Below are 20,020 nucleotides of genomic sequence, written 5' to 3' on the forward strand. Positions count from 1 at the left end.
GACGATTAGGGTGAGGGTGGGCGCGGCACCAGTGTCGTAGGGGCAAGGACCTGAGCCCACGGCGGGGGAACCGCCCGGGGGCCCGGCCCGTCTCGCGCGCGGCGGCCCACGGGGTGCGGAGCAGTAGGCAATACCAGTAGCGGGAGGCGTCGTGACCAGCGACCGGGACAGGGCTCGCACCGCGGAGGAGACCTCCGCCGGTGAACGCCCCGATGACGAGCTCCTCGAGGAGGACTCGGACAACACGGGGCAGTTCACCATCGACTACACGCCGCCCGCCTGGTACTCGGGGGGCGGTGCCGCGACGGGCGGCGCCGCCGCCCCCGCGCAGCCGGCGCCGGAGGCGCCGACGCCGGAGCCGTCCGCGCCGGAGCCTCAGCCCGCCGCCATGCCGGAGCCGCCCGTGCCGGGGTCCGGGGACGTGGTGAGCGGGGAGACGACGCGGTTCGGCGGTGCCGCGCGGGCCGACGGCCCGCGGGCCGCGCCGCCCGCCCCCCCTCCGGCCGCCCCGCCCACGCCCGCACCCCTCCACTCCCCCTCCCCCGCCCCCCCAGCTGGCAGTTTCTGACTTTATTGTGGGCTCGGAGGTGTGAAAAAAAGACGGGGCCGGGGGGAACGGCGCCCGCCCAGCCCGCGCAGCCGCAGTTCCCCCAGGCCCAGGCACCGCAGGCCCAGGCGCCGCAGGCGGCCCCGCCCGCGCAGCCGTATCCCGGCCAGGTGCAGCCCGGCGCGCTGGGTTACACGGCCTCCGTGGAGCTGTCCTCCGACCGCCTGCTCCAGGACAAGCGGCGCAACAAGCCGCGTTCGCAACCCGCGAGCAAGCCCTCCTCCCGGTTCCGGATCGGCGGCAAGTCGGCCGACGCCGAGCGCCAGAGCAAGCTGGAGATCATCCGCACGCCGGTGCTGTCCTGCTACCGCATCGCCGTCATCAGCCTCAAGGGCGGCGTCGGCAAGACCACGACGACCACGGCGCTGGGCGCCACCCTGGCCAGCGAGCGCCAGGACAAGGTCATCGCGATCGACGCCAACCCCGACGCCGGCACGCTCGGCCGCAGAGTGCGCCGCGAGACGGGTGCGACGATCCGGGACCTGGTCGGCGCGATTCCCTATCTGAACAGCTACATGGACATCCGCCGGTTCACCTCGCAGGCGCCGTCCGGCCTGGAGATCCTGGCCAACGACGTGGACCCGGCGATCTCCACGACGTTCAACGACGAGGACTACCGCCGCGTCATCGACGTCCTGGGCAAGCAGTACCCGATCATCCTCACCGACTCGGGGACCGGGCTGCTGTACAGCGCGATGCGCGGGGTGCTCGACCTCGCGCACCAGCTCATCATCGTCTCGACGCCCTCGGTCGACGGCGCGAGCAGCGCCAGCACCACTCTGGACTGGCTCTCGGCGCACGGGTACGGGGATCTCGTCCGGCGCAGCGTGACCGTGATCTCCGGCGTCCGGGAGACCGGCCGGCTGGTCAAGGTGGACGACATCGTGGCCCACTTCCGCACCCGCTGCCGGGGTGTGGTGGTGGCGCCGTTCGACGAGCACCTGGCCGCGGGCGCCGAGCTGGATCTGGACCTGATGCGGCCCAAGACCCGGCAGGCGTACTTCGATCTCGCCGCGCTCATCGCCGAGGACTTCGTCCGGGTCCAGCAGGAGCAGGGGCTGTGGACGCCGGACGGCGGCATGCCGCCGCACATGGCGCCCCCGCTGCCCGGCCAGGGCCAGGGCCAGACTCAGGGCCAGGCTCCCGAGGGATACGGATACCCCCAGCCGGTCCAGCAGCCACAGCCCGGCTACGGCTACCCGCAGCAGCACCAGCCGCCGCAACAGCACCCGCAGCAGGCCCCGTACGGGTATCCGCAGCAGCCCGGCCCCTGGCCGCAGCAGCCGCCGCGGTGACGCCGCGAGGGCCGGCCCCGGTGGGTCAGCCCTCGCGCGTCAGTTCCCGCACCCGGCGGATGTCGTCCGCGATCCGCTCCATCAGGGCGTCCAGCGAGTCGAACGACTCCTGGCCGCGCACGAAGGAGCGGAACTCGATGGCGGCCCACTGGTCGTACAGGTCGAGGTCGGTGCGGTCCAGCGCGTAGGCCTCGACGGTCCGCCGCGTGCCGTTGAAGTGCGGGTTGGTGCCGACCGAGACGGCGGCGGGCAGCCGCTCCCCCGCCTCGGTGAGGAGCCATCCCGCGTAGACGCCGTCCGCCGGGACCGCCGCGTAAGGGACCGTGTCGAGGTTCGCCGTCGGGATGCCCAGCTCCCGCCCCCGGTGGGCCCCGTGCACCACGGTGCCCTCGACCCGGTGCGGCCGGCCGAGCACGCGGGAGGCGCCCGTCACGTCGCCCTCCAGGATCAGCCGCCTGGCGAGCGAGGAGGAGAGCGGCTCGTCCTCCCCCGCGCCACCGGGGGTGAACAGGTCGATGACGTGCACGTCGAAGTCGTAGGTCTTGCCCAGCGAGGCCAGCGTCTCCACGGAGCCGGCGGCCCGGTGTCCGAAACGGAAGTTGGGACCCTCGACCACCGCCCGCGCGTGCAGCCTCTCCACGAGCAGCTTGACGACGAATTCCTGCGGCGAGAGCTGCGAGAACGCGTGGGTGAACGGCAGCACCAGCACGGCGTCCACCCCGAGACCCGCCATCAGCTCGGCCCGCCGGGCGTGCGTGGCGAGCAGCGGCGGATGGGTGCCGGGCCGGGTGACCTCTTTCGGGTGCGGGTCGAAGGTGACCACCACGGCGGGAACGCCGAGATCCCGGGCGATCGTCACGGCCCGGCCGATGATGAGCTGATGGCCTCGGTGCACTCCGTCGTACGAACCGATGGTGACGACGCTGCGTCCCCAGTCGTCGGGGATGTCCTCCATGTCACGCCAGCGCTGCACCGTTCTCGCTCCTCGCTGTTCTCCGTGTGGGTCTGCCGGTCAAAGGTACCCGGCTTCACTCCCACGGGGGATGCCTGCCTCACCGAGCGCGGGCGGCGGCACGGCGGGCCGCAAACGGTGCAGCAGATCCAGCAGATCGGCCGCCGACAACCGCAGCCCGTCCCAGAACGGCGGCCCGAACGGCTCGGCGTCGATGGCGCCCGCCGCGATCCGGTCGGCCAGCAGACGCAGCTCCGGCAGCAGCCCGGTCGCGTCGGGGAGGGCGAGGGGGACGTCGTGCAGGAGGCGCCGCGCCCACCAGCCGTCGTCCGTGCGGGCGTCACGGCCGTAACCGTCCGTCAGGTCGTCCACGAGGGGCCGCAGCCGGCGCCGCAGCGGGCCCGGCCCCCGGTCCCGCCACAGGTGGCACAGGGCCCACGTCACGGGCCCGACGCGGTGGCGCGGCACGGCGGTCCGCGCGACCGTGGCGAGGGTGGTGTCGAGGTCGAGGTGCCTGCCGTGCAGCCAGTCCGCGAACTCCTCGTCCGCGAACCGGTACCCGGGCCCGGCCGGCGCCAGGACGCCCTCGGTCAGCACCGCGCCCGCCCAGCCGAGGCGGGACGGGAACAGCGTTTCGAACACGCGCGCGCCCAGGGCCCCGGTCGCGACCGAGCGGCGGGCGGCCTCGTGCAGCCGCGCCGCGACGTGCGCGGCCAGGCGCCGCTGGGCGGCGGCGCCCGGCGCGGCCCGGCCGCCCGCCGCCAGTGCCCCGGCGATGCGCAGCGCGGAGAGGTCGAGGTGGGCGGCGAAGATGTCGTGCCGGCCCGGGCTGCCGCCCGCGTCGGTCCGCTGCGCGGCGCGGACGCGCGACAGCATCCGCAAGGAGAGGGGATGCCGGTCCTCGCCCGGCGCCATCCCCGTGCCGCCCAGGCCGAGGACTTCCCGCGTCCGCCCGGCCTCCGCCGGGGTGAGGTCCCCGAGGGGAAGGTCATCGACCATGCCCGCCGGGAACAGCGTCCCGGCGTACTCCCAGAACTCGGGCCGGCAGGCCAGCGCGAGCCGGGCGCCCGCCGCCCGCAGCCAGTCGGCGGTCGCCGCGGCCCACTCGGGCAGCCGCCCGGCCAGCGCCTCCGGCATCTCCTCCGGCCCGTCGAGCACCACCAGCAGCGGCCGGCCGTGGTCCCGCGCCAGCCGGGCCACGACATCGGCGTTGACGTGCGCGGGGGCGCCGCAGGTCGCCGGCCGTCCGGCGGCCGGCGCCCGGCCGGCGGCGGGCAGCGCGCGGGCGACGGCGTCACGGAGACCGTGGTCGCGCCCGTGCAGGTCGGCGCCGCGCAGCCAGACCGTGGGCGCCGGATCGGCCGCGCGGCGACGGCGGTCGGTGTGCGCGGCCAGGGCGGTGGTCCGGCCGGTGCCGGGAGCGCCCGCGACGGCCAGCACGCTGGCCCGTCCGGCGTCGAACGCGGCCAGCGCGGCGGCGACCACCGGCCGCTCGACCCGGCCCCCCGGAGCCCCGCCCGGACCCGGCGCCGCGGCGGTGAGCGCCAGGGCCCCGGCCAGGTTGAGGTCCTGGCCGTAGCCGGGAACGGTGGCGTCGTTGCGGCGCAGCAGCGCCGCCAGGGGCCCGTCCGGATCGAGGGCGGCCAGGGCGCGCGGCGGGACGGCGACGGCGACGGTGTCCCGGCGGGCGACCAGGACCGCGACGACGGCCCCGGTGGCGGCGTGCAGGACCGGGCTGCCGAGGTGGGCCGCGGTCAGCGGCCTGGGCAGGGTCAGCGACACGGCGCCCTCCACCCCGCCCGCACCCTCGACAACGACCGCACCGGTCTCGCCGCCGATGACGGCCGCACCAGTCTCGCCGCCGATGACGGCTGCACCGGTCTCGCCGCCGATGACGGCGTCGAAGGTGCGGTCCGACCAGGCCCCCAGATGCACCCGGACCGCCGTGCCGGGGGCGTCCGTGCGGTCGTGGCCGATGACCAGCGGCGCCGGTGGCAGCCCGGGGGCGTGGATCAGCGCCAGCTCCCCGTGCGGCAGCACGGTCACCGCGTCGGCCCGCACCGGTCGGCTCTCACCCGAAGGGGTGACGAGGAGCAGCCGGGTGAGACCCTCGACCACGGCCCGGCCGGTCACCACGGTCCCGTCCCGGTCGGCCAGGAAGCCGCTGCCGCGCGGCTGCCCAGCCGGATCGCAGATGCGGACCAGTGCGAGCCGCGAGTCCACTGTCATCGCCGAACCAACCTCCCGAGCCCCCCGGCGTGGAACAGGGTTCTGCCCCGGAAGCGGCCGGATTCAGCGGGATTGCCCGCTGGCCACTCGTTCAGGTGAAAACGGCCAGGCTCCGCGACCGCTCCCCCGCCGCCTCGATCAATGCGATGAAACGGTCTTCGGGACCGAAGACGGCGACCGGCCCGGCGGGCAGGTCGGGCGTGGTGATGCGGGCCCCGTGCCCCAGCAGCTCGGCCTGCCGGTCGTCCACGTCCCAGCGGGGGAACGCGGCGGCGGCGGCCACACCGAGGGGCAGCACGGTCAGCTCCTCGCGCAGGTCGTCCAGGGTCCGGGCGACGTCCAGACCGTACGGGCCGACGCGGGTGCGGCGCAGCGCCGTCAGATGCCCCCCGGTGCCGAGCGCGGCGCCCAGGTCGCGGGCGAGCGCCCGGATGTACGTACCGGACGAGCAGACGACGGACACGGCCACATCGGTGACGACCGTGCCGTCCTCCGCCGTCAGCTCCGTCACCTCGCGCACGATGAACGAACGGACGGTCACCGGCCGGGCCGGGAGCACCACGTCCTCGCCCTCCCGCACCCGCCGGTACGACCGCTTGCCGTCGATCTTCACCGCGCTGACGCTGGCCGGAACCTGCAGGATGTCGCCGGTCAGCGCCGCCACCCCGGCGTCCAGGGCCGCGCGGTCGACGGACGCGGCCCCCGCGCTCGCGGTGACCTCGCCCTCCGCGTCGTCCGTCACCGTCGTCTGGCCGAGCCGGATCGTCCCGGTGTACTCCTTCTCCGTCAGCGCCAGGTGCCCCAGCAGCCGGGTCGCCTTCCCCAGGCCGAGCAGGAGCACCCCGGTCGCCATCGGGTCCAGCGTCCCGGCGTGCCCGACGCGGCGGGTCCTGGCGATGCCCCGCGTCATCGCGACGATGTCGTGCGAGGTGAACCCGGCGGGCTTGTCGATCACGACGAGCCCGTCCGGGCCGGCCGCGCCCCGCGCGGCGGTGGTGCGGCTCATGGTCGGCTCAGTCCTCGTCCGCCGTGTCGTCGGAGGTGTCGCCCGGAGCGGGCGACGCCTCGGAGCCCTCGTCGTCCTTGACGTACGGATCGGCGCCGGCCGCGTACTCGGCGCCCGCCGAGGCGCGCCGCACCTGCTCGTCGCGCTCCCTGGCCCGGACGAACAGGTCGTCCAGGTTCCGCGTCGTCTCGGGCAGCGCGTCCGGAACGAACTCCAGGCTCGGTGTGTGCTTCACGCCCGCCGCCGCGCCGACCGCCGACCGCAGCACGCCCTTGGCGCTGCGCAGCCCGGCGGCCACCTCCTCACGGTCGGCCTCGTCGCCGTAGACCGTGTAGAAGACGGTCGCCTCCCGCAGGTCCCCGGTGACTCTGGTGTCGGTGATGGTGACCCTGGTGCCCAGCCGGGGGTCCTTGATGTCCCGGTGCAGCTTCTCGGCCACCACCTCACGGATGAGGTCCGCCAGCTTCTTGGCCCGCGCCTTGTCGGCCACTGGTCCGTCTCCTTGCTCTGTGGTGCTCTGTGTGGTGCTCCCGGCGCACCGCCGCGGCCGGTGCTACCCGGCCCTACTCATCATCGTCGCCGTGGATGCGCCGCCGCACGGAGAGCAACTCCACCTCCGGACGGGCGGCCACCCACCGCTCGCACCTGTCGAGAACGTCCGTGAGGTGCGCCGCGTCCCCGGAGACCACGGCCAGCCCGATCTCGGCCCGGCGGTGAAGATCCTGGTCGCCCACCTCGGCGACGCTCACGGCGTACGCGCGGCGCAGCTCCGCCACGATCGGCCGGACCACGGAGCGCTTCTGCTTCAGCGAGCGGACGTCGCCGAGCAACAGGTCGAAGGACAGCGTCCCGGTATACATGCCGGTGATCGTAACGGGAGCGGCCGGGGCCGATCGACGGGGTTTCCCCTGCCGACCGGCCCCGGCCGGTTGCGTCACGCGCGGGGCTTCTCCCGCATCTCGTACGTCGCGATGACGTCGTCGACCTTGATGTCGTTGAAGTTCCCGAGGTTGATACCGCCCTCGAAGCCTTCCCTGATCTCGGTGACGTCGTCCTTGAAGCGGCGCAGACCCTCGATGTTGAGGTTCTCCGCGACGACCTTGCCGTCGCGGACCAGGCGGGCCTTGGTGTTCCGCCTGACCTCGCCCGAGCGGATGAGCACACCCGCGATGTTGCCCAGCTTGGACGAGCGGAAGACCTCGCGGATCTCCGCCGTGCCCAGCTCGACCTCCTCGAACTCCGGCTTCAGCAGGCCCTTCAGGGCCGCCTCGATCTCCTCGATCGCCTGGTAGATGACCGAGTAGTACCGGACGTCCACACCCTCGCGCTCGGCCGCCTGCGTGGCGCGCCCCTCGGCGCGCACGTTGAAGCCGAGGACGATGGCGTCGGAGCCCGCCGCCAGGTCGATGTCGGTCTCGGTGACCGCGCCGACGCCGCGGTGCAGGACCCGCAGGTCCACGCCCTCGCCGACGTCGAGCTGGAGCAGCGAGGACTCCAGTGCCTCGACCGAACCGGACGCGTCACCCTTGATGATGAGGTTGAGCTGCTGGATCTCGCCCGCCTTGAGCACCTTGTCCAGGTCCTCCAGGGAAACCCTGCGGGTGCGCTTGGCGAACGCCGCGTTCCGCTCGCGGGCGGCGCGCTTCTCGGCGATCTGCCGCGCCGTGCGGTCCTCGCCGACCACCAGGAAGTTGTCCCCGGCGCCCGGCACGTTGGTCAGACCCTGCACCAGGACCGGCGTCGAAGGCCCGGCCTCGGTGAGGCTGCGGCCCGCGTCGTCCAGCATGGCCCGCACGCGGCCGTGGGCGTCGCCCACCACCATCGTGTCACCGACCCGCAGCGTGCCGCGCTGCACGAGCACGGTGGCCACGGCGCCCCGGCCACGGTCGAGGTGCGCCTCGATCGCGATGCCCTGGGCGTCCTGGTGCGGGTTGGCCCGCAGGTCCAGCGAGGCGTCAGCGGTCAGGATGACGGCTTCCAGCAGCCCGTCGATGTTCGTGCCCTGGCGGGCGGAGATGTCGACGAACATGGTGTCGCCGCCGTACTCCTCCGCCACCAGCCCGAACTCGGTGAGCTGGCCGCGCACCTTGACCGGGTCGGCGCCCTCGACGTCGATCTTGTTCACCGCGACGACGATCGGCACGTCGGCGGCCTTGGCGTGGTTGAGCGCCTCGACCGTCTGCGGCATCACACCGTCGTTGGCCGCGACCACGAGGATCGCGATGTCGGTCGACTTGGCACCTCGGGCACGCATGGCGGTGAACGCCTCGTGGCCCGGGGTGTCGATGAACGTGATCGCCCGGTCCTCGCCGTTGACCTCGGTCGACACCTGGTACGCACCGATGTGCTGGGTGATGCCACCGGCCTCGCCCTCGATGACGTTCGTCTTCCGGATCGCGTCCAGCAGACGCGTCTTGCCGTGGTCGACGTGACCCATGACGGTCACCACCGGCGGCCTGGAGGTCAGGGCCTCCTCGCCGCCCTCGTCCTCGCCGAACTCGATGTCGAAGGACTCCAGCAGCTCGCGGTCCTCCTCCTCCGGGCTGACGATCTGAACGGTGTAGTTCATCTCGTCGGCGAGGAGCTGGAGCGTCTCGTCCGAGACCGACTGCGTGGCCGTGACCATCTCGCCCAGGTTGAACATCACCTGGACCAGGGACGCCGGGTTGGCGTTGATCTTCTCGGCGAAGTCGGTCAGGGAGGCGCCGCGGGAGAGACGGATCGTCTCGCCCTTGCCGCGCGGCAGCATCACGCCGCCGATGGACGGGGCCTGCATGGCCTCGTACTCCTGGCGCCGCTGCCGCTTCGACTTCCGGCCACGCCGGGCCGGGCCGCCGGGACGGCCGAACGCGCCCTGCGTACCGCCACGGCCGCCGGGACCGCCCGGACGGCCACCGCCGCCGGGACCGCCGCCGAAGCCGCCGGGACGGCCACCGCCGCCGCCGAAGCCGCCCCCACCGGGACGGGTGCCCGTGCCGCCGGGGCGCCCACCGGCACCGGCGAAGCCGCCGCCACCGCCACCGGGACGCGGACCGCGGCCGGCGAAGCCGCCGCCACCGCCGCCACCGGGACGCGGACCGCCGCCGCCCGGACGGGCGCCGGGGCCGCCGGGACCGCCGCCGGGACGGCCGGCGCCGGAGGGACGCAGCGGCAGCATGCCCGGGTTCGGGCGGTTGCCGCCGGGGCCGGGACGCGGACCGCCGGGGGCCGCGCCCTGCGGACGCGGCATGTTGCCCGGGGTGGCACGGCCGCCACCGGGCGCCTGCGGGCGCGGGCCGGCCGGCCGGTCCTGCCCGCCGGGGCGGGGACCGCCCTGGCCGGGGCCGCCGGCCGGGCGCGGCGCCGCGGGGCCGGGACGCGGGGTCGTCGGCTGCGGGCGGGCCATGCCGGTCGAGCCGCTGGTCGTGAAGGGGTTGTTGCCGGGGCGCGGGCCGGCCGGACGGCCGCCCGGCTTGGGCCCGTTGGCCTTGGCCGGAGTCGCCGGCCTCGGCGTCGCGGTGCCCGGCTTCGGCGCGGGCCTGCTACCGGGACGCGGGCCGCCCGGTCCGGACGGCTGGCCCTGGCCGCCCGCAGCGGCGGGCCTGGGCGCGCCGGAACGCGGCGGCGCGGCCTCACCGGCGCCGGTCGGCTGGGTGAACTCGGGTGCCGCGGGGCCGGGCCTGACGGCCGGCTTCGGCGTGGCGCCCGGCTTGGGGGCACCCGCGGGGGGCCCCCCCGGGGTCGCGGCCGGGGGCGCCCCCCGGGGCCCCCCCCGGCCTGGGGGCCGCGCGCCCCGGCGCGGGCCGGGCCGGCCCGGGGGCCCGGGCCCCGGGCGCCACCCGGCGCACCGCCCGGCCTGGGGGCCGCGGCGCCCGGCTTGGGCGCGGGCGGCCTGGGGGCCATGGCCCCCGGCTTGGGGGCGCCCGGCCTGGGCGCGCCGCCGGGGACACCCGGCTTGGCGGACTTCCTGCCGCCATTGCCGCTGAACGCGTCGGTCAGCTTGCGAACTACCGGCGCCTCGATCGTCGAGGACGCCGAACGGACGAATTCACCAAGTTCTTGGAGCTTGGCCATGACGACCTTGCTCTCCACTCCAAGCTCCTTGGCGAGCTCGTATACCCGGACCTTAGCCACTTCGCTCCTTTAACGGTCCGGGGTCGGTCGTCCGCCGGACCTTCGCTACTTCATGGGCGTACTCATCGCGTACTCATCGAGTGCTCATCGCAATCTCGACCTACTTCCGACTCGCGAGGTACCTGACCGTGCGGAGACCTTCCGCACGCCGTTCCTTGAGGGGTCTTGCGTTTCCTACGGTGCCGCGGCCTGGCCGACCGCCCGCCGCAGCTCTCCGGTGTCGAGTGGCCCCTGGACCCGGAGGGCCCTGGGGAACGCCCGACGGCGGACCGCCAGCTCCAGACAGGCCGGCGTGGGATGCACATAGGCACCCCGACCGGGCAGCGTACCGCGAAGATCGGGGACACAGCGATCCCCGTCCAGCGCCACACGCAGCAGTCCGTTCCGGGCCGAGCGCTGCCGGCAACCCACGCAGGTGCGTTCCGGGCAGACAGAGGCCCGCGTCCGGCCAGACACTGACGATTCTACCTCCCCGCGCGTCCGGCCCCAGAGGGCGGGCACACACCGACGGAACTTGTAACGACACGGCCACCGCCGGTATTCCCCGCGGTGGAGAGCTGTTTCGGCCGAAGCCGCTCAGGAGGGCCCGTCGCCGGGCCGCTCCGTCTGCTCGGTGTCCGGCCGGATGTCGATCCGCCAGCCGGTCAGCCGGGCCGCGAGCCGCGCGTTCTGCCCTTCCTTGCCGATCGCCAGCGAGAGCTGGTAGTCCGGCACGGTGACCCGGGCGGACCTGGCGGCCTGGTCCACCACGTCGACCTTGGTGACCCGGGCCGGGCTGAGCGCGTTCGCCACCAGCTCGGCCGGGTCGTCCGACCAGTCCACGATGTCGATCTTCTCGCCGTGCAGCTCCGCCATCACACTGCGGACCCGGCCGCCCATCGGGCCGATGCAGGCGCCCTTGGCGTTGAGTCCGGAGCGCAGCGAGCGGACCGCGATCTTGGTGCGGTGGCCGGCCTCCCGGGCGATCGCGGCGATCTCCACCGAGCCGTCGGCGATCTCCGGGACCTCCAGCTCGAACAGCTTCCGCACCAGGTTCGGATGGGTCCGCGACAGCGTGACGGACGGCCCGCGCGGGGTCTTCACGACCCGCACCACATACGAGCGCAGCCGTGATCCGTGCGAGTAGATCTCACCGGGCACCTGCTCCTGCGGCGGCAGGATCGCCTCCAGCCTGCCGATGTCCACCAGCACGCTCTTGGGGTCACGGCCCTGCTGCACGACACCGGCCACCACGTCGCCCTCCCGGCCCGCGTACTCGCCGAAGGTGACGTCCTCCTCGGCGTCGCGCAGCCGCTGAAGGATGACCTGCTTCGCGGTGGTCGCCGCGATCCGGCCGAAACCCTGCGGGGTGTCGTCGAACTCCCGCGCCTCGGTGGCGCCTTCGGCGTCGTCGAGGTCCTCGGGGTCCTCCTTGGCCCATACGGTGACGTGGCCGCTGGCGCGGTCCAGCACCACCCGGGCCCGGCGGCGGCTGCCCTCGGTGCGGTGATAGGCGATCAGCAGCGCCGACTCGATGGCCTCCACCAGCACGTCGAAGGAGATCTCCTTCTCCCGGACGAGACCCTTCAATGCCTCCATGTCGATGTCCACGGCTACGCCTCCTTCGGGCTCTCGTTCGGGTCCTCGTTCGGCTCTTCGTCCGGCTCTTCGTCGGCGTCGCCGCCCGCCGCCCGGCGGCTGAACTCGATCTCCACGCGGGCCGCCGCGATCCCGGCGAAGGCGGCCCGGCGGACCGTGGGCCTGCGGCCCTTCTCCCCCGGAACCTCCAGATCAAGCCCCTCGTCGTCGACCGCGACGATCCGGGCGGTCAGCTCGCCGCCCTCGCGCAGCCGGATACGGGCCAGGCGGCCCACGGAACGGCGGTAGTGCCGGGGCTCGGTCAGCGGGCGCTCCGCGCCGGGCGATGTCACTTCCAGCACGTAGGGCGCGGCGCCCATCACATTCGTCTCGTCGAGCCGTTCGGAGACCGCCCGGCTCAGCTCGGCACAGGCGTCCAGTCCCACTCCGCCGTCGGCGTCGACCACGACCTGGAGCACCCGCCGGCGCCCGGCCGGGGTGATCCGCACGTCCTCCAGGTCCATCCCGCGCTCCCCGGCGAGCGGCTCCAGCAACTCTCGCAGCCTGTCGATCTGGGTGGTGCTCATCCGGGTGGACTCCTCGGCCGCGTCTGCTGTTGTGGGGGACGGCGCGTTCGGGCGCTCGCGCAACAGCCTAACGCCTGTGGCACGGTACGCCGACCGGCCCGGCGACGCCGACTGGCACGCCGGTGGCGGGGCGCGACCGGCGGGGACGTGCCGCACGGGTACGCTCACGGGGCGGTGATCTCCCCGGCCGCGCCGGGAGCCGCCGCGTGACCGACGATCCGCCGCGCGCGAGTCCTCCGGGAGAACGGAAAGTGCGGGAAGCCATGTCCTCCGGTGTGCCCAGACGCTCTCTGCTGGCCGGCTGCGCCGCCTTCGGCGCGCTGGCCGGCTGCACGTCAGGAGGCGGCGGCGGGGCGGGCGGCGGCGAGGCCGCGGCGGTCTCCGCGCAGGGGCTGCGCCGCCGGGCCGCCCGGGACAGCTCGGCGCCGCTCGCCCGGTACGACGCGACCGCCTCGGCCCATCCCGCGCTGGCGGGGGCCCCGACCGCCGTTCCGGAGGCCGCGGGCCCCCCACCCACCCCGCTGCACGTCCCGGAGGACTCGCGCGCGGCGGTCTCCGCGCAGGGGCTGCGCCGCCGGGCCGCCCGGGACAGCTCGGCGCTGCTCGCCCGGTACGACGCGACCGCCTCGGCCCATCCCGCGCTGGCGGGGACACTGACCGCGTTCCGGGAGACCGTGGCCTCCCATCTCACCGCGCTGAGCGAGTCGGAGACGGCCGCTCCCGGCGCGGTCGGTCCGGCGCCCGAGGCGCCCGCCGATCCGGGCGAGGCCGTCTCCGCGCTGGCCGACGCCGAGCGGCAGACCGCCGACGAACGGCTCGGCGCGCTGGCCGGCGCACCACCCGAACTCGCCCGCCTGCTGGCGTCGCTGGCCGCGGCCGGCGCCGCCCAGTCCTATCTGCTGAGCGAGGCACGCCCATGAGCGGGACCACGGGAGAACTGGACGCCACCCAGGCCGCGCTGGCCGCCGAGCACGCCGCGGTCTACGGCTACGGCGTGGTCGGCGCCCGGATCGGCGAGGAGCGCGGCGGCGAGGCCACCGAGGCGTACGACGCGCACCGCGCGCGGCGCGATCTGCTGCACCGGACCGTGCGCGACCTGGGCGGCACCCCGGTGGCCGCGGAGCCGGCGTACGCGCTGCCGTTCGACGTCGGGGACGGCGCGGGCGCCGTGGAGCTGGCCGCCGAGCTGGAGACGCGGCTGGCCGGCGCCTACGCGGATCTGGTGCCGGTGGCGGAGGGCGAGCGGCGGCGGGAGGCGGCGGCGGCGATGCGCGACGCGGTGGTCAGGGCGGCCCGCTGGCGCGGCGCGCTTCCCGACCCGTTCCCCGGGCTCGCGGAGTACGGCTCCGGTGGCGGCGCGGCCGAATGACCTCCACGATCAGCCTCGCACCCCCGCGCCGTCTCGCCCGGGCCCAGCCGGCGGACGCCGCGAGCTGGCTGGCCGGGCTGCCCGCGCTCGTCGGCGAGTTGCTGCGCCGCTGGGAGCTGACGCCGGAACGGGTCGCGGCGCCGGGCGGCAGGACCAGCATGACCGTGCTGGTCCGGTCGGCCGACGGCGGTCCCGCGGCGCTGAAGATCTGCGCGCCCGCCGCGTCCGCCGCCCTGGAGGAGGCGGCCCTGCGCCGCTGGGACGGCCATGGCGCGGTGCGGGTGCTGCGGGCGGCGCCGGCGGAGGGGGCGCTGCTGCTGGAGCGGGTCCGCGGCGAGATGGCGCTGCGCGCGCCGCCGGACGCCAAGGCGATGCTGGCGGCGGTGCCGGCGGTGCGGAAGCTGTGGGTGGAGCCGGGTGAGGGGCATCCGTTCCCCTCGGTCGCCGAGCGGACCGGGGCGCGGGCCGCCGGGCTGCGGGCGGACAGTCCGCCGGAGGCGCGGGCGCTGATCGACGAGGCGCTGCGGCTGCGGGCCGAGTTGCTGGCCGGTTCGGACGAGGAGCTGCTGCTGCACGGGGACTTCCGGCAGGGGGCGGTGCTGGCGTCGGACGCCGAGCGGGCGCCGTGGCTGGCGGTGGGTCCCGAGCCGGTGGTGGGCGAGCGGGCGTACGACCTGGCGCGGCTGGTGCCGGACCGGCTGCCCGATCTGGTGGCCGCGCCGGGGGCGGCGGCGCTCGCCCGGCGGCGGGTGGCGCGGCTGGCCGACGCGGTGGACGTCGATCAGGAACGGCTGCGCGCCTGGGCCCTGGTCCGGGCGGTGGAGTCCGGTGTGGCGGACCTGGGCGCGGGCCGCCGCGCGGACGGCGAGATGCTGCTGGAGTTCGCTTCCTGGCTGTGAGCCCCTGGCGCTCCGTCAGGGGCTCGGTCGGGGGGCTCGGCGTCAGCGGCACAGCGGCAGCGGCGCTCCCATGACGGCGTACGGCGAGGGCGCGGACGGGAAGAGGACGCGGCGGGCGAGGTCGCGGTAGCCGAGTTTGCGGTACAGGGCGCGGGCGGGGCTCTCGGTGTCGATGGCCGACAGGATCGAGCGGGGCTCGGTGGCGCCGTCGGTGAGGGTGGTGATGAGCCGCCGCCCTATGCCGCGGTGCTGGTAGGCGGGGAGCACGTGCAGTTCGGTGATGGTGAAGGAGTCGTCCAGCCAGCCTTCGTTCCCGGTGCGGCGCAGGTAGGGCTCGACGACCGTGGACCACCACTGCGCGCGGTCGTTGGGCATGCCGTAGACGAAGCCGACCAGGCGCCCGGCGCCGTCGGTGGCGCCCAGGGCGCGGGCGCCCGGGCTGGCGAGGTGGCGCAGCACGATGTGGCGGCGGACCGCGACCTCCTCGGGGCTCAGTCCGAACGCCTGTGCCTGCACGGCCAGCGCCTCGTCCACCCAGGTGGCGAGGTCGAGGGGGGCGATGACGATGTCCCGCGCGTCCGGGGCGGCTCCACCGGCGGATGGTGTCATGCCGGGAGGCTAACGCGCCGGGCGGGGGAAGTCGCGCCCGTTGCCGCGAATGGCCGGGGCGGGGTCAGAACAGGACGCTCATGAGGGTGCCGACGCGGGTCAGGCCGAGGCGCCGGTAGACCGTGAGGGCCGGGGTGTTGAAGTCGTTGACGTACAGGCTGACGACGGGCGCGGCCTCGGCGAGGGCGTGCCGCAGGACCGTGGCCAGACCGGCGGTGGCCAGGCCGCGACCGCGGCGGTCGGGGGCGGTCCAGACGCCCTGGAGCTGGCAGGCGTCCGGGGTGACCGCGCCGATCTCGGCCTTGAAGACGACCCGGCCGTCCTCCACCCGGGCGAAGCAGCGTCCGGTGCCGACGGTCTCGGCGACCCGCGCCTGGTAGGTCAGCCCGCCGTCCTCGGCGTCGAGGGGCGAGACGCCGACCTCCTCGGTGAACATGGCGACGGACGCGGGCAGCACCAGCTCCATCTCGTCCTTGCGGACCCGGCGCACCAGGGGGTCGGGGGTCACGCCTCGCGGCATGGCGCGGGTGGCCAGCAGCGGCTGGCAGGGGCGGAGCTGGCGGGCCGGGCCCCAGCGCGGTTCGAGGTGAGCCCAGAGCCGGGCGGTCGCCTCGGCCGGGCCGACGATGGAGGAGCAGCGGCGGCCCTCGCGCAGCGCGCGGTCCGCGAAGGCGCGCAGGGCGGCGGTACCGGTGCGGACGGGGACCAGATTGGCCCCCGAGTACGCCACGGACGCCAGCCGCCCCCGGCGGTAGTAGCCCCACATCTCGCCGCCCAGGTAAGGGACTTCGAGCCCGGACGCCAGGACCCTGGCGGTGACGAAGGCATTCGCCACGGGGTCCTCGCCGAGCACGGCGAGGACGTCACTGAGATCCGCGGGGCCGAGAACCCGCGTGGTGGACGTGGTCAGCACGGCACGGGACCTTGCGATCGGGGACTACGGGACGCGTGCCCCGCACGATACCGCGCGCTGCCGGTCAGCCCACGGAGACCTCTGGCCGGCCGGAGGCGGCACCGTCCTTCTCCATGGCCTCGGCCAGCTTCATGGCCTCCTCGATCAGGGTCTCCACAATCCTGGACTCGGGAACGGTCTTGATGACCTCACCCTTGACGAAGATCTGGCCCTTGCCGTTGCCGGAGGCGACGCCGAGATCGGCCTCGCGGGCCTCCCCCGGGCCGTTGACGACACAGCCCATGACGGCGACGCGCAGCGGCACGTCCATGCCGGTGAGCCCGGCGGTGACCTCTTCGGCCAGCTTGTAGACATCGACCTGCGCCCGGCCGCAGGAGGGACAGGAGACGATCTCCAGCCCGCGTTCGCGCAGACCGAGGGACTCCAGGATCTGGGTGCCGACCTTGACCTCCTCCACCGGCGGGGCCGACAGCGAGACGCGGATCGTGTCGCCGATGCCCTCGCTGAGCAGGGCGCCGAAGGCGACGGCCGACTTGATGGTGCCCTGGAACGCCGGGCCCGCCTCGGTGACGCCGAGGTGGAGCGGGTAGTCGCAGCGGGCGGCCAGCAGCCGGTAGGCGTTGACCATGACGACCGGGTCGTTGTGCTTGACGGAGATCTTGATGTCGCGGAAGCCGTGCTCCTCGAAGAGCGAGCACTCCCACAGCGCCGACTCGACCAGCGCCTCCGGGGTGGCCTTGCCGTACTTGGCGAGGAGCCGCTTGTCGAGAGAGCCGGCGTTGACGCCGATGCGGATCGGGGTGCCCGCGTCGCCGGCCGCCTTGGCGATCTCCCGGACCTTGTCGTCGAACTGCTTGATGTTCCCCGGGTTGACGCGGACGGCGGCGCAGCCCGCGTCGATCGCGGCGAAGACGTACTTCGGCTGGAAGTGGATGTCGGCGATCACCGGGATCTGGGACTTGCGCGCGATGACCGGGAGCGCGTCGGCGTCGTCCTGCGTCGGGACGGCCACCCGGACGATCTGGCAGCCGGAGGCGGTCAGCTCCGCGATCTGCTGGAGCGTCGCCCCGATGTCGGACGTCCGTGTCGTGGTCATCGACTGCACGGATACGGGGGCGTCGCCGCCCACGGGCACGGATCCGACCTGGATCCTGCGGCTGGCGCGGCGCTCGGCCAGCTTGACCGGTACGGACGGGATTCCCAGCGAGATGGCTGTCATGACTGCGTGCGACCCCACGGTGCGGTTCGATGGGCCCTGCGGAGGGCGGGCTCCCGGTCCCCGAGCCTACGGCACATCAGCCGGTCAGCCTTACCGGGTTGACAATGTCCGCCGCTAGGACCAGAAGAGTGAAACAGACGAAGACGCCCGCGACGACATAGGCGACGGGCATGAGCTGCGCCACGTCGAACGGGCCCGGGTCGGGCCGCCGGGTGACCTTGGCGTAGGTCCGCCGGATCGACTCCCAGACGGCGCCCGCGATGTGTCCGCCGTCCAGCGGGAGCAGCGGCAGCATGTTGAACAGGAAAAGCGACAGGTTGAAGCCCGCCACGAGGAAGAGGGCGGTGGCGATCTGCTGGCTGGCGGGGATGTCGAGGGTGAAGATCTCGCCCCCGACGCGGGCCGCGCCGACCACGCCCATCGGGGAGTCCTGTTCGCGCTCGCCGTTGCCGAGGGCGGCGTCCCACAGACCGGGGATCTCGGACGGGATGTCGATGAGCGCCTCGACACCACCGACCATGATGTCACCCATCCGGGTGACGGCCTCGGTGAAATCCTGCTTGACGATGCCGCTGGCCGGCGAGAAGCCGAGGAAGCCGGCGGTGACGTACTCACCCTCCACGTAGCCGCCGTCGCCGTCGGTCCTGGCGACCTGGTTCTCGATCAGGTCGGCGCGCAGGTCCAGCGTGCGGCCCTCGCGCTCGACGGTGATGACGGCCTCGCCCGTCGTCTCGCGGATGCGCTTCTGGAGGGTGCTCCACTCCTCGATCGGCTCGCCGTCGAAGGCCACGATGGTGTCGCCCGGCCGGAGCCCGGCCGCCGCCGCGGGGGCCGGGGTGTCGCCGGCCCGGCAGTCGCGGGGCTCCTCGCTCTGGGCGATGACGCACTCGGAGACGGTGGCGACGGTGGTGGTCTGGGTGTTGATGCCGAAGCCCATCAGCACGCCGAAGAAGATCACCACGGCGAGGATCAGGTTCTGGAACGGGCCGGCGAACATCACGATGATCCGCTGCCACGGCTTGCGCGTGTAGAACAGGCGCTTGTCGTCGCCAGGCCGCAGCTCCTCGAAGGCGGCGGCGCGGGCGTCCTCGATCAGGCCGCGGAACGGCGAGGTGGAGCGCTTGCGGATCTTGCCGTCGTCGCCGGGCGGGAACATGCCGATCATGCGGATGTAGCCGCCGAGCGGCACGGCCTTGATCCCGAACTCGGTCTCCCCCCGGCGGCGCGACCAGATGGTGGGGCCGAAGCCCACCATGAACTGCGGCACCCGCACGCCGAACATCCGGGCGGTCGAGAAGTGTCCCAGCTCGTGCCAGGCGATCGAGAACAGCAGCCCGAGGACGAAGATGAGTATGCCGAGGATGAACATCAGGGCGGTCATGCGGTCATCTCCTGGTTCGCTCGGCCGGCCGTCCCGGCCAGCTCCCGGGCGCGGCGGCGCGCCCCGGCCTCCGCCTCCAGGACGTCCGGAAGGGTCAGCGAGGTTCCGGAGCCGGCGGTGCCCTGCTCCTCGACGACCTGGGCGACGGTGTCCACGATCCCGGTGAACGGCAGCAGACCGGCGAGGAAGGCGTCCACGCACTCCTCGTTGGCCGCGTTGAACACCGCGGGCGCGGTACCGCCGAGGCTACCCACCTTCCGGGCGAGCGGCACCGAGGGGAAGGCATCGGTGTCCAGCGGGAGGAATTCCCATGTGTGCGCGCGCGACCAGTCCACGGGCGCCGCGGCGGCGGGAACGCGTTCCGGCCAGCCGAGACCGAGCGCGATCGGCATCCGCATGTCGGGCGGGCTCGCCTGGGCGAGGGTCGAGCCGTCGGTGAACTCGACCATGGAGTGCACGTAGGACTGGGGGTGGACGACGACCTCGATGCGGTCGAACGGGATCCCGTACAGCAGGTGCGCCTCGATGACCTCCAGCCCCTTGTTGACCAGGGTCGCGGAGTTGATGGTGATGACCGGGCCCATGTCCCAGGTCGGGTGGGCCAGCGCGTCGCGGGGCGTGACCCCGGCCAGCTCGGCGCGGGTCCTGCCGCGGAAGGGGCCGCCGCTCGCCGTGACGATCAGCTTGGCGACCTCGGCGCGGGTGCCGCCGAGCAGCGCCTGGAAGAGCGCGGAGTGCTCGGAGTCCACGGGGACGATCTGGCCCGGCTTGGCGAGCCCGGTGACCAGCGGGCCGCCGACGATCAGCGATTCCTTGTTCGCCAGGGCGAGGACCCGGCCCGCCTCCAGGGCGGCCAGGGTGGGAGCGAGGCCGATCGAGCCGGTGATGCCGTTGAGCACGGTGTGGCACGGGCTCGCCGCGAGGTGGGCGGCGGCGTCGGGGCCGGCCAGGACCCCGGGCACCGGCTCGCCGGCGCCGAACCGCGCGCGCAGCGCCTCGCGCAGCGCGGGGGCCCGGTCCTCCCGGGCGACGGCCACGGTCCGCACCCCGAGCCGGTGCGCCTGCTCGGCCAGCAGGTCCACCCGCTCGCCGCCTGCGGAGAGCCCGGTCACGGTGAACAGCCCCGGGTTGCGCAGGATGACGTCCACGGCCTGGGTGCCGATCGACCCGGTCGAGCCGAGGATCACCACCTCCCGGGGCCCCTCGGGCGGCGGCTGGGCCGGATAGCGCAGATGCGGGTCGGCGAGACAGACGGGGCTCTCGGTCATTCCTCCATCATGACGC

General features: G+C 74.5%; 16 protein-coding genes and 2 pseudogenes. 4 read left to right on the top strand and 14 right to left on the bottom strand.

The genetic code is table 11. The features are described from left to right. Positions 1 to 157 precede the first annotated feature (157 nt). A pseudogene (locus BN2279_RS20100) lies at positions 158 to 1,902 on the top strand (SCO5717 family growth-regulating ATPase); the annotation flags it as partial. A 25-nt stretch (positions 1,903 to 1,927) separates the two neighbouring features. On the opposite strand, the gene BN2279_RS20105 reads toward BN2279_RS20100, so the two are convergent. The 9 genes and pseudogenes from BN2279_RS20105 to rimP all read right to left on the bottom strand — a co-directional run bounded on the left by BN2279_RS20105 (position 1,928) and on the right by rimP (position 12,346). Further along, a complete protein-coding gene (locus BN2279_RS20105) occupies positions 1,928 to 2,875 on the bottom strand; it encodes a bifunctional riboflavin kinase/FAD synthetase (protein WP_079032334.1) in 948 nt (315 codons plus the stop codon). A gap of 39 nt (positions 2,876 to 2,914) precedes the next feature. Continuing rightward, complete coding sequence (locus tag BN2279_RS29525; RefSeq protein WP_159037289.1) at positions 2,915 to 5,083, bottom strand: hypothetical protein; 2,169 nt, start codon at positions 5,081 to 5,083, stop codon at positions 2,915 to 2,917. 91 nt (positions 5,084 to 5,174) lie between these two features. Continuing rightward, positions 5,175 to 6,089, bottom strand: a complete 915-nt coding sequence (gene truB, locus BN2279_RS20115) for a tRNA pseudouridine(55) synthase TruB (RefSeq protein WP_059011610.1) — start codon at positions 6,087 to 6,089, stop codon at positions 5,175 to 5,177. 7 nt (positions 6,090 to 6,096) lie between these two features. Further along, positions 6,097 to 6,579, bottom strand: coding sequence for a 30S ribosome-binding factor RbfA (gene rbfA / locus BN2279_RS20120; protein ID WP_059011612.1), 483 nt, complete (start codon positions 6,577 to 6,579; stop codon positions 6,097 to 6,099). Between the two features lie 73 nt (positions 6,580 to 6,652). Next, entirely contained in the window at positions 6,653 to 6,949 is a 297-nt protein-coding gene (locus BN2279_RS20125; RefSeq protein ID WP_059011614.1) for a DUF503 domain-containing protein, read from the bottom strand. A 74-nt stretch (positions 6,950 to 7,023) separates the two neighbouring features. After that, positions 7,024 to 10,202, bottom strand: a pseudogene (gene infB, locus BN2279_RS20130) (translation initiation factor IF-2). Positions 10,203 to 10,376: 174 nt separating this feature from the next. Next, on the bottom strand, positions 10,377 to 10,658 hold the full coding sequence (locus tag BN2279_RS27990) for a YlxR family protein (RefSeq protein WP_079032335.1): 282 nt from the start codon (positions 10,656 to 10,658) through the stop codon (positions 10,377 to 10,379). A 120-nt stretch (positions 10,659 to 10,778) separates the two neighbouring features. Further along, the gene (nusA, locus tag BN2279_RS20135) at positions 10,779 to 11,792 is read right to left on the bottom strand and encodes a transcription termination factor NusA (RefSeq protein WP_059011616.1); all 1,014 of its coding nucleotides are present in this window, start codon (positions 11,790 to 11,792) and stop codon (positions 10,779 to 10,781) included. Positions 11,793 to 11,794: 2 nt separating this feature from the next. Continuing rightward, complete coding sequence (gene rimP / locus BN2279_RS20140) at positions 11,795 to 12,346, bottom strand: ribosome maturation factor RimP (protein WP_059011618.1); 552 nt, start codon at positions 12,344 to 12,346, stop codon at positions 11,795 to 11,797. Positions 12,347 to 12,621: 275 nt separating this feature from the next. On the opposite strand from rimP, the gene BN2279_RS29530 reads away from it, so the two are divergent. The 3 genes from BN2279_RS29530 to BN2279_RS20155 are packed head-to-tail and all read left to right on the top strand — an operon-like array spanning position 12,622 to position 14,614. Continuing rightward, the gene (locus BN2279_RS29530) at positions 12,622 to 13,266 is read left to right on the top strand and encodes a hypothetical protein (protein WP_159037290.1); all 645 of its coding nucleotides are present in this window, start codon (positions 12,622 to 12,624) and stop codon (positions 13,264 to 13,266) included. Further along, positions 13,263 to 13,715: a ferritin-like domain-containing protein gene (locus BN2279_RS20150; RefSeq protein ID WP_059011622.1), complete on the top strand. Its 453-nt coding sequence runs from the start codon at positions 13,263 to 13,265 to the stop codon at positions 13,713 to 13,715. Before BN2279_RS29530 ends, BN2279_RS20150 begins: the two co-directional genes overlap by 4 nt. Continuing rightward, entirely contained in the window at positions 13,712 to 14,614 is a 903-nt protein-coding gene (locus BN2279_RS20155) for an aminoglycoside phosphotransferase family protein (RefSeq protein ID WP_059011624.1), read from the top strand. Before BN2279_RS20150 ends, BN2279_RS20155 begins: the two co-directional genes overlap by 4 nt. 42 nt (positions 14,615 to 14,656) lie before the next feature. On the opposite strand, the gene BN2279_RS20160 is transcribed toward BN2279_RS20155, so the two are convergent. The 5 genes from BN2279_RS20160 to dxr all read right to left on the bottom strand — a co-directional run bounded on the left by BN2279_RS20160 (position 14,657) and on the right by dxr (position 20,004). After that, positions 14,657 to 15,223, bottom strand: coding sequence for a GNAT family N-acetyltransferase (locus BN2279_RS20160; RefSeq protein WP_059011627.1), 567 nt, complete (start codon positions 15,221 to 15,223; stop codon positions 14,657 to 14,659). Between the two features lie 64 nt (positions 15,224 to 15,287). Next, complete coding sequence (locus BN2279_RS20165) at positions 15,288 to 16,136, bottom strand: GNAT family N-acetyltransferase (protein ID WP_059011629.1); 849 nt, start codon at positions 16,134 to 16,136, stop codon at positions 15,288 to 15,290. A gap of 64 nt (positions 16,137 to 16,200) precedes the next feature. Then, on the bottom strand, positions 16,201 to 17,355 hold the full coding sequence (gene ispG, locus BN2279_RS20170; protein WP_059011631.1) for a flavodoxin-dependent (E)-4-hydroxy-3-methylbut-2-enyl-diphosphate synthase: 1,155 nt from the start codon (positions 17,353 to 17,355) through the stop codon (positions 16,201 to 16,203). A gap of 76 nt (positions 17,356 to 17,431) precedes the next feature. Further along, complete coding sequence (locus BN2279_RS20175; RefSeq protein WP_059011633.1) at positions 17,432 to 18,736, bottom strand: M50 family metallopeptidase; 1,305 nt, start codon at positions 18,734 to 18,736, stop codon at positions 17,432 to 17,434. Beyond that, on the bottom strand, positions 18,733 to 20,004 hold the full coding sequence (gene dxr / locus BN2279_RS20180; protein ID WP_059011635.1) for a 1-deoxy-D-xylulose-5-phosphate reductoisomerase: 1,272 nt from the start codon (positions 20,002 to 20,004) through the stop codon (positions 18,733 to 18,735). Before dxr ends, BN2279_RS20175 begins: the two co-directional genes overlap by 4 nt. Between the last annotated feature and the right edge of the window lie 16 nt (positions 20,005 to 20,020).

The sequence above is a fragment of the Streptomyces specialis genome (assembly GCF_001493375.1).
Lineage (GTDB): Bacteria > Actinomycetota > Actinomycetes > Streptomycetales > Streptomycetaceae > Streptomyces > Streptomyces specialis.

Coding starts and splice junctions, on each gene's coding strand:
- BN2279_RS20150 (WP_059011622.1), top strand. CDS start 13,263: ATGAGCGGGACCACGGGAGAACTGGACGCCACCCAGGCCGCGCTGGCC.
- ispG (WP_059011631.1), bottom strand. CDS start 17,355: ATGACAGCCATCTCGCTGGGAATCCCGTCCGTACCGGTCAAGCTGGCC.
- BN2279_RS20125 (WP_059011614.1), bottom strand. CDS start 6,949: ATGTATACCGGGACGCTGTCCTTCGACCTGTTGCTCGGCGACGTCCGC.
- BN2279_RS20160 (WP_059011627.1), bottom strand. CDS start 15,223: ATGACACCATCCGCCGGTGGAGCCGCCCCGGACGCGCGGGACATCGTC.
- rimP (WP_059011618.1), bottom strand. CDS start 12,346: ATGAGCACCACCCAGATCGACAGGCTGCGAGAGTTGCTGGAGCCGCTC.
- BN2279_RS20155 (WP_059011624.1), top strand. CDS start 13,712: ATGACCTCCACGATCAGCCTCGCACCCCCGCGCCGTCTCGCCCGGGCC.
- truB (WP_059011610.1), bottom strand. CDS start 6,089: ATGAGCCGCACCACCGCCGCGCGGGGCGCGGCCGGCCCGGACGGGCTC.
- dxr (WP_059011635.1), bottom strand. CDS start 20,004: ATGACCGAGAGCCCCGTCTGTCTCGCCGACCCGCATCTGCGCTATCCG.
- BN2279_RS20175 (WP_059011633.1), bottom strand. CDS start 18,736: ATGACCGCCCTGATGTTCATCCTCGGCATACTCATCTTCGTCCTCGGG.
- BN2279_RS29525 (WP_159037289.1), bottom strand. CDS start 5,083: ATGACAGTGGACTCGCGGCTCGCACTGGTCCGCATCTGCGATCCGGCT.